The organism is Candidatus Accumulibacter vicinus, from assembly GCF_000584955.1.
Taxonomy (GTDB): domain Bacteria; phylum Pseudomonadota; class Gammaproteobacteria; order Burkholderiales; family Rhodocyclaceae; genus Accumulibacter; species Accumulibacter vicinus.
Genome location: NZ_JDSS02000019.1, coordinates 358,552 through 365,840 on the forward strand (window position 1 = coordinate 358,552; position 7,289 = coordinate 365,840).

At 62.0% G+C, this 7,289-nt stretch carries 3 protein-coding genes and 1 pseudogene; all 4 read right to left on the reverse strand.

The features are described 5' to 3' along the window. Nucleotides 1–3,542, reverse strand: a pseudogene (locus CAPSK01_RS08015) (hypothetical protein); the annotation flags it as partial. Between the two features lie 9 nt (nucleotides 3,543–3,551). Beyond that, nucleotides 3,552–6,206 (reverse strand): hypothetical protein, encoded by a 2,655-nt coding sequence (locus CAPSK01_RS08020; RefSeq protein ID WP_273703311.1) that lies wholly within the window; start codon nucleotides 6,204–6,206, stop codon nucleotides 3,552–3,554. Nucleotides 6,207–6,274: 68 nt separating this feature from the next. Next, complete coding sequence (locus tag CAPSK01_RS08025) at nucleotides 6,275–7,033, reverse strand: peptidoglycan-binding protein (RefSeq protein WP_273703312.1); 759 nt, start codon at nucleotides 7,031–7,033, stop codon at nucleotides 6,275–6,277. A gap of 22 nt (nucleotides 7,034–7,055) precedes the next feature. Beyond that, the coding region (locus CAPSK01_RS08030; RefSeq protein WP_273703313.1) for a hypothetical protein at nucleotides 7,056–7,289 on the reverse strand (234 nt) is incomplete at its 5' end.

Genomic DNA, 7,289 nt, shown 5'->3' on the forward strand with positions numbered 1-7,289 from the left:
GCGCCGGCATCCGGCGGCGACTCAGCAAGCGGGTGAGCGCCGGACGCAACAGTGGGAACGGACGCCCCACTCCAAAGCAGTTTCCACCCCTTATTCTCTGAATAGTGCGGACCCACGGGGAAGGCCGTATTTACGGTGTAGAAGTCTCCGCGCTCAGACGGCTTCAGTTCAATGAACACCGCCTTTCTTTTTCCTTCTGCCTGCAGCGCGACCATCAGAGATGTCTTTGTCGGCAACCAGATCGAAGAAATGTGCTTCACGGCGTCGGAAACGAAATCTTCTACAGACGGGTATCCGAGAGATCGGATTTGCGCCCCGTGGCGATCTTCGATGTGTTGCAACCCATAGGATCCGTCACCTTGTTCCAGACGAATCTTGCCCGGCTGCCGGCGCATGCTTTCCGCCATCGCAGGCGTAATCTCGCCGAAATCAACGGTCCCGTCAGGGGCTTTCAGGAAAACGTGGGCGCCGTCTGGCCGGTCTTGGGCAGCATCTTCCGGGCCGCCTTCTGGCTTGATCGGAGCGGCAGCGGGCTTGGAAGTGGCAACGGTCGCGAACATGTCGACCTGCCCGGTCAGGTTCGCCATCGCATCGCCGCCCAGCTCAAACGTGCTCGCAGCCGCATCGCTGGCCTGCTTGATCGCTTTACGGCCTGTTGCTGCCTTCTCGTCCGCCTCTGCCTGGGCCTTGTCCGCTTTCTGCGCCTTCTCCGCTGCTACGCGTTCGGCTTCTTGCTTGGCGAGTTCGTCTGCGGTTTGTCCGGCAAGTTCAAGCCCTGGTTGCGAAGGCGCTTGATCGACTGGCTGACTCTCTCTTCCGCTACCAGTCGATCGATTTCCTGATTCGTCGGGGAAGTCTGCGAACCATGAGGGTTCTTCGGTGGTTGGTTCTGCATCGAGCGCCCTTTCTTGTCTGGCCTCTTCGGCCATCTTCAGCACGGTGGCCGTGGCCTTGTTCCAAAAGTCTCTCGGCGACATGCCTTGCTGGGACAGATCGGCGAGAACGGCGTCCAGTTCGTCGTCCGACAAGGCATTCTGCGACTCGGACATCGCAGCTTCAAACCGCTTTTGCGCGCGACCATCAAGCGCCGCGACGGCCTTCTTGTTGCGAGCGTCCATCATAGCAAAGACGCGCGATTCGAGATCCGAGAACTTGACGCCAACTGCCTTGACACCGTACTTCTTCGCCTTTTCCAGGATGCGGTCACGGTGCTCTTTTTCCTTGGCCGCATCGGCGTCACGCTCTTGCCGCGCCATGCTGACTGGCACCTCTCCGAACGAAGCCTGCCGGATCATCTCAGACAAGGGTTCGCCGTCGCGCACATCGAAATTCTCATCCTCGCGCAACCGCATGGCTACGTCGCCAAGGTCGATAGTCCCTCGTTTGGTGAATAGTCCGCGCAGCTTGGTCGCCCGGTTCGCGCTGTCGCCGACAGTATCGGGCGCCATGGACGAGTGGATGCCATCGCCGCCGGTGACGCGCATGATGGCGCCCACCAGATCATCACGGCGGGCAATTGGCGGGAGGTTGTTTTGTACTGCCTTTGGTTTTTTACTGACAGCTTCCGTCGTCGATTGGTTTGTCTCTGCGGGCGGGGATTTTGGCGCGGAAATGTCCGTTGGAATGTCGCCGGGTACATTTTGTTGATTGCCGGTAACACTCAATTCGGCTTGTGGCACGTCAGAAGGGATCTCGTTGGCGACAACAGGCGCAACGCCTTGAGGACCCCCTTCTCTCCGCGCAATCTCCGCGTCCGCCAGCGCTTTCACCTTCGGGTTTTTGCTTCTTGCCAAGAAGGCGAGCTGGCCGTCCGTTCGCGTGGAGAGGTCGACCCCTTTCCGTGCAGGTTGAACCGCCGATGATTCCTCAGCGGGTGCCGGTTTCCTATTCGCTATTCTCGCAATCTCGCCGGCCGCCGCCTCCATCCGGCTCGCCAACGCATTCAGTGCGACGCGCTTCTGTCCGATAGCGAGCGATGCGGACTCGCGCAGCCTGGCTGCCTGCAGGGAGAGTGCGCCAATGTCTTTTGCGAGATCCGACGCCGCCGAGTTTTCGCTAGGAGAAGGCGTTACTTCACCGGCACCGGATACCGTGGCGGGCTCTTCCTTTCGTCCCGGCGCTGGCGAGACGGCTTCTTGGGTCTGAGGGGCATTACTGGAAACTCCTTCTGTGGTCAAAGTGGGAACGCCCGCCGACTCTGCCTGGAGGATTTGGGGAGAGGTGGCGACAGTGGATACCGGAGAGGAGAGGGGCTCCGGCGCGGCGGGCGTATTCAGTGGAGGCGGCTCAACATCGGCCGCCTGAGATTCGTCTTGTGGTGCAGTGGTGGCCGGCCCCGATAGGGTGGCCGGCGCTACATCGGTCGGTTGGGCGGGAATATCTCCGATTCCCAAGGAAGCGCCTGATGGCTCCGTAGATCCTGCGCCAATAGCGATATCCGTCTGCTCTGTTCCCTCAGTGCCCGATGGCGAACCTGCCGAAACTTCCGAGTTGCCTTGATTCTGGATTCCCGTTTGCGAGACTTCATTCTCGACTCCTGTCAAAGAGAGGGCTTGCTCCTGGCGCTTCATCTCGTTCACGCCAGTCTTTTCCCCGATGGCCGCCGCCTTTTCCAGCGGGCCTGGCGCCGATTTATGCGCCGGAACAAACCCTCCCGCCATCCCCATTGCCGTACCGGCCAATCCGCCGAGAGCCGATTGCTCCGGAACCCCTTCCATCACCGGCTTGCCGAGAGCGACGTTTTGCCATGCCTGCTCCTGTGCGGACTGCGGCATTTCCTCAAGCACGCCTTCTGAGACGGCCCCGCCGAGAACTCGCGCCGGCAACTTGCGGGTTCCAGAAACGCCCGTGCCACCGGCCAGCAGGGTGTCCACATCGCTTAACCCAAGCTTCCGCGCCATACCGCCGCCTGCTGCGCCGATTAGACCCGTTCCGATACCCGATGCCATGGCTGCGGCAGACTGCCCAGGAGAGAGCGTTCCTTCAGGCGTTTCTTGTCGAATCTGCTCGGCCGACAGGCCGGCGCCCACAATGCCCTCGCCGGCCGCCCCGGCAATGATCGGCGCCGCCGTCGGTCCGACTGCGCGGGACAATGCCCCCGCTCCCGCACCCAGCAAGCCTCTGGCAATCGCGGCCCCCCCAAGCATCGACGGAACAGACTCCGCGACCGTATGCCCGATGACCGACGGATTCTGAACGGCCGCCTGCAGGGTTGGAACGAACCCTTTGGCCTCTTGAACGGCGCGGTTTGCCGCTTGCTGCTCCGGTGAGTACCACGTGTCGAGTTCCGCCTTGGCTTCTTTCGGCCGGAAGCCGATCCCCTCGGCCGCCTTTCCGGCAAGGCCAAGTGTTGGAATATCGGCCAGTCCGACAACCGCTTCCGGAACCGAGATCGCCCCCTTGAGCAAGCTGATCGCCGGGTCGGCAATGCCGCGCCTGAGAGCGGACGACTTCGGCGATGATTCACCAAGAACATCATCAAACAACCCGCTACCCGCGTTTGTCGTTCGATTTTGTGAAAGAACGTCATCAAAAAGCCCCATGCCAACCCCTTACAAACCGTAATCCTTGGGATTCCCCCCTGCCGCGACAATGCGTTTCGCGACCTCTTCTTTCGTGATTTTCCCTGTGGCAAGGGCACGCGCGACTTCATCTTTGCTGGTAATCGGCGACGATCCAATTGCCTGCCCGGTTCTGGTGTTGAATGCGCCCTTCACCTCGCCGGTCATCGGGTCGGTAATCGGCTTGTAGCTATCCACTTGCCCCTGTTCCGGCTTGACCACTCCCGCAGCAATCCCCTTCTTCCACGCTGTACTGATCTTGCTGGGATCTCCGGAGTCGATGGCCGACTGAAGGGCATTGGTCGCCGATCGTTTCGCAGAAGCGTCTTCTACTTCTCCCCGCAGCTTGAGTGCAGACAGCGCTTTCTCCGGACCGGATTGGCGAAGGTTCTCGACCGCGAGCGCATTCTCCCCGGCCAAACCAGTGGTCGCGAACTGGTTCTGCCCAGCCAGCCGAGTGTTCGCCAGTTGGTTCTGGCCGCGCAGATTTTCGATGACCGCCTGATGGGCGCCCTGAATGCCGGCCACATCCCTCTGCGCATTGCGGCCCAACTCGTCCGCAATCCCGCCGCGCATGGCATGCAGTGCGGCGATCTTCCCGGCGTTGGTCCGGGCATTGCCGCCGCCCGTTGCCAGATCCTGCGCAAGGCGGTCGGCATCCGACTGCCGCACGAATTGCGCGAAGCGATCACGCCCGGCTTGTTCAAGCGGAAGGGATTGCAGCATCGACACGCGCGGCCCGTCTGCCTGGCTGCCATTTGCCTGCAACTGAGCAAGCTCCGCTTTCATCTGGTCGGTGCGTGCCGTGCTGTTGCCGTAGGCATCCACCGCGCCATGGGGCTGCTGCACCGCGCCGGCAATCCCTGATGGCGCGAGCAGTATCGTCTTGCCGGCGGTGTTGCTGATGGCGCCGGTGCCCGGCGCGAAGGACTGCTTGGTCGGGTCGAATCCGGGCTGCGTGAAGGACAGGGTGCCAGACTCTGGATTGAAGCGCGCATTGCCGGTGGTCTTCGGACCGAGCGCCGGCACATGGGCCGGCATGGCAAGGTCGATCTTCCGGGCATCGCTTTGCGTCGTAGAAGGAACCTGCGCTGCCACACTATTGTCGATCTTCCTCGCGGTGGATTGTTGCGCTCCTCGGGCCGGATCTGGTTTGCGACCGTCGCCCACCAGCGCCGAAGTCATCAGGCTTGGGCCGTTGAAGGCCCGGATCTCGTCTGCCAGTCCGCGTCCTGCGGCGACTCTTGCACGCTCCTGCTCAAGCCCGGTTCGCTCGTCCCGCGTGTCCATCCCTGCCCACAAGGACATGACCTCTGGCGGCGCAGTCTGAGTCTGTTGGGAAGGTGCCGAGATGGCAACAGGCCGCCGCAAAGCATTGGTGGCAGGCGCGACAACCGGGGGTTGCGGTGCCGATTGAGCGCCCGGCGCCGGGGCCTGACCACTTCCCGGCATCACTGCGTCGATCATTCCTTGCGCCGATACGCCGCTGTAAATGGGGTGACTGGCCAGATTGTTCTTGGGCGTGACCGCATCGACAAGTCCCTTTGCCGACACACCGCGATAGACCTCTTGCGCGGTCGGCGCAGAGGTTGGCGTAGTCGCCGTGCCACCACTCAACGCGCCGGCGATGCCTCGGTAAGCTGGCCCATAGACCTCTTGTGCGGTTGGCGCTTGGGCCTTGCGTCGCTTCTCCTCTTCCGGATCAATCACGCCGCCAGCGGCCAGTTTCATGACCTGGTTCTCAGGCCCCTTCTGCAACTCATCGAGTTGTTTCTGATACCGCTGTGTCTGCGCCAGACTGTTGCCGTAGGCGTCTGTAGTCGGGGGGGCCGGCGCGGGAGAAGGCTGTTGCACAGTCGGCTGGACTGGGGGCGCCTGGCCGACCAGTGGCCCGGCCGCGGGCGCCGGCTGACCGGCTGGCGATGTCAACGCCTGCGAAGATAGCGACGGCGGCGCCGCCGAGAAGCTGTTTCCGTTCCTGACGATGTTCGTTGTCGTCGCCTGGGTCGGGACTGGCTGCGCGGAAACGGGTTGTGCTGCTGCCGGATAAGGCATTGCTGCGACGGAAGGAGTCACGATGGATGGCCCGGAATCCGTCTGCGTGAAGCTGTTGCCGGTACGCCAGACTCCGCTGATTCCGGTCTGGTTCTGCTGGCCGAGAATCCCGCCGTAGGCCAACCCTCTCGCCCCCCTGACCGGCGGCTTTCCGTTCGTCGCCTCGATGATCCCTTCAACCGCCTGCACCGCCGCCGGGTTACTCATCGTCCTGGCAGGAAGAATGGCCGCGCCCTCGCCGTTCGACAATCGCACGTCCTGTCCGGCCACCACAACAGGAACGCTGTCCGAGGTTCCTGTGCCGGCGCCCACTACCGGCATGATGCCGCCGCGAGCGTAGTTTGCCGCCTTCTTCAGTTCCTCGTTGCGCCGGCCGATCGCATCGGTCGTCTTGCCCATCAGGCCGCCTTGCGCAGGAGGTTGCGGAGAGGCTGCCGGCCTCTGCGTCTGATCCGTAGAAGGCTGTGGCGCGGGAGATTTCCCGGCATCCCCCAGCCCATACTTGGCGTTCATCCTCGCCAGCATCTGTTCCGGCGTTTCCCGAATCACGCCCCCGTCGGCCATGCACCGCCGCGCCTGTTTCCTTTTCATCCCGGTCTGCTCCATTGCCCAATCCGCTAAGGAATCCTGGCATGATTGGTCAATCTCAGGAAGACCATTCACCGCCTCAGCGCATCCCAGGTCAGGCTCCCGACCACCCCGTCAGCGATCAGCCGGCGACCGTTCTGGAAATAGACGACTGCAGACTTGGTGTGTTCGCCAAACACCCCGTCCACCACCACCCGATAGCCGAACTTCAGCAGTGCGGTCTGGAGCTTGCTCACCCAATCCCCGCTGTCCCCAACGCGCAGAACCGGCCGCGATTTATCCAGCCGTTCAAGTGCCCATATTCCCTTTGCCCGCTTCAGATAGCGTTTCCGGTCCTCCAGCCCGTTTGTCCCGCCGTTCACTGCAGCAGTGACGCTAACAAGGTCGTCCCGATCGGCAAGTTCTCCGATCTTCCTGCGCGTCCAGTACGAGACTGCCGACAGCAACGCCCACGGGAATTTCTCCAGCTCCTGCGGCTGTTGCTCGAAATCAGGCGCGTCGGGAACGATCTTGCGGATGTCGTCGCGGGCTTCCCGATAGTTCGCCCGCCCGGTCGTCTGGATCAGGCCACGCCCCCGATACCGCTGTCCGTCTCCCGGTTGCACATTCCCGAGGTCCTTCCTGCCTTCGTAAGCTTTGCCAGACGCAAACTCGCGCGTGGTCTGAAACCCGGCGCTTTCATGGGCGAGCTGCGCCATGAAGTGGCACATCGCAAGATCGGAGGTGGCAACCGGCTCAATGAAATGTTGGTATTTGACAATTCCGTTGACAATTCCCGTCGCGCAGGAAGGGGCGAGGCTGACCAGATTGGTGATGGTGATTTCTCTCATGGAGCGATTCTCCGCGACAAGGTCAAGTGCCGTCATTTCCTTGAACTCTGTACTCCGTACTGGAGCTGACATGCAGGTTGTTGAACAGCGCCGTTGCCATCTGCGCCAAGGCGTGCAGTTCTCCGAGAATCGCTTTCAGCCGGAAGTCACGAACGGTCAGATCTGCCTGCTGGTTTCGCTCCGCAGCGTTCAGGGTCGCAGACGCATTGAACTGCGCGTTCTTGGTGGTCATATCCGCGATCTTGACCGCCGTATC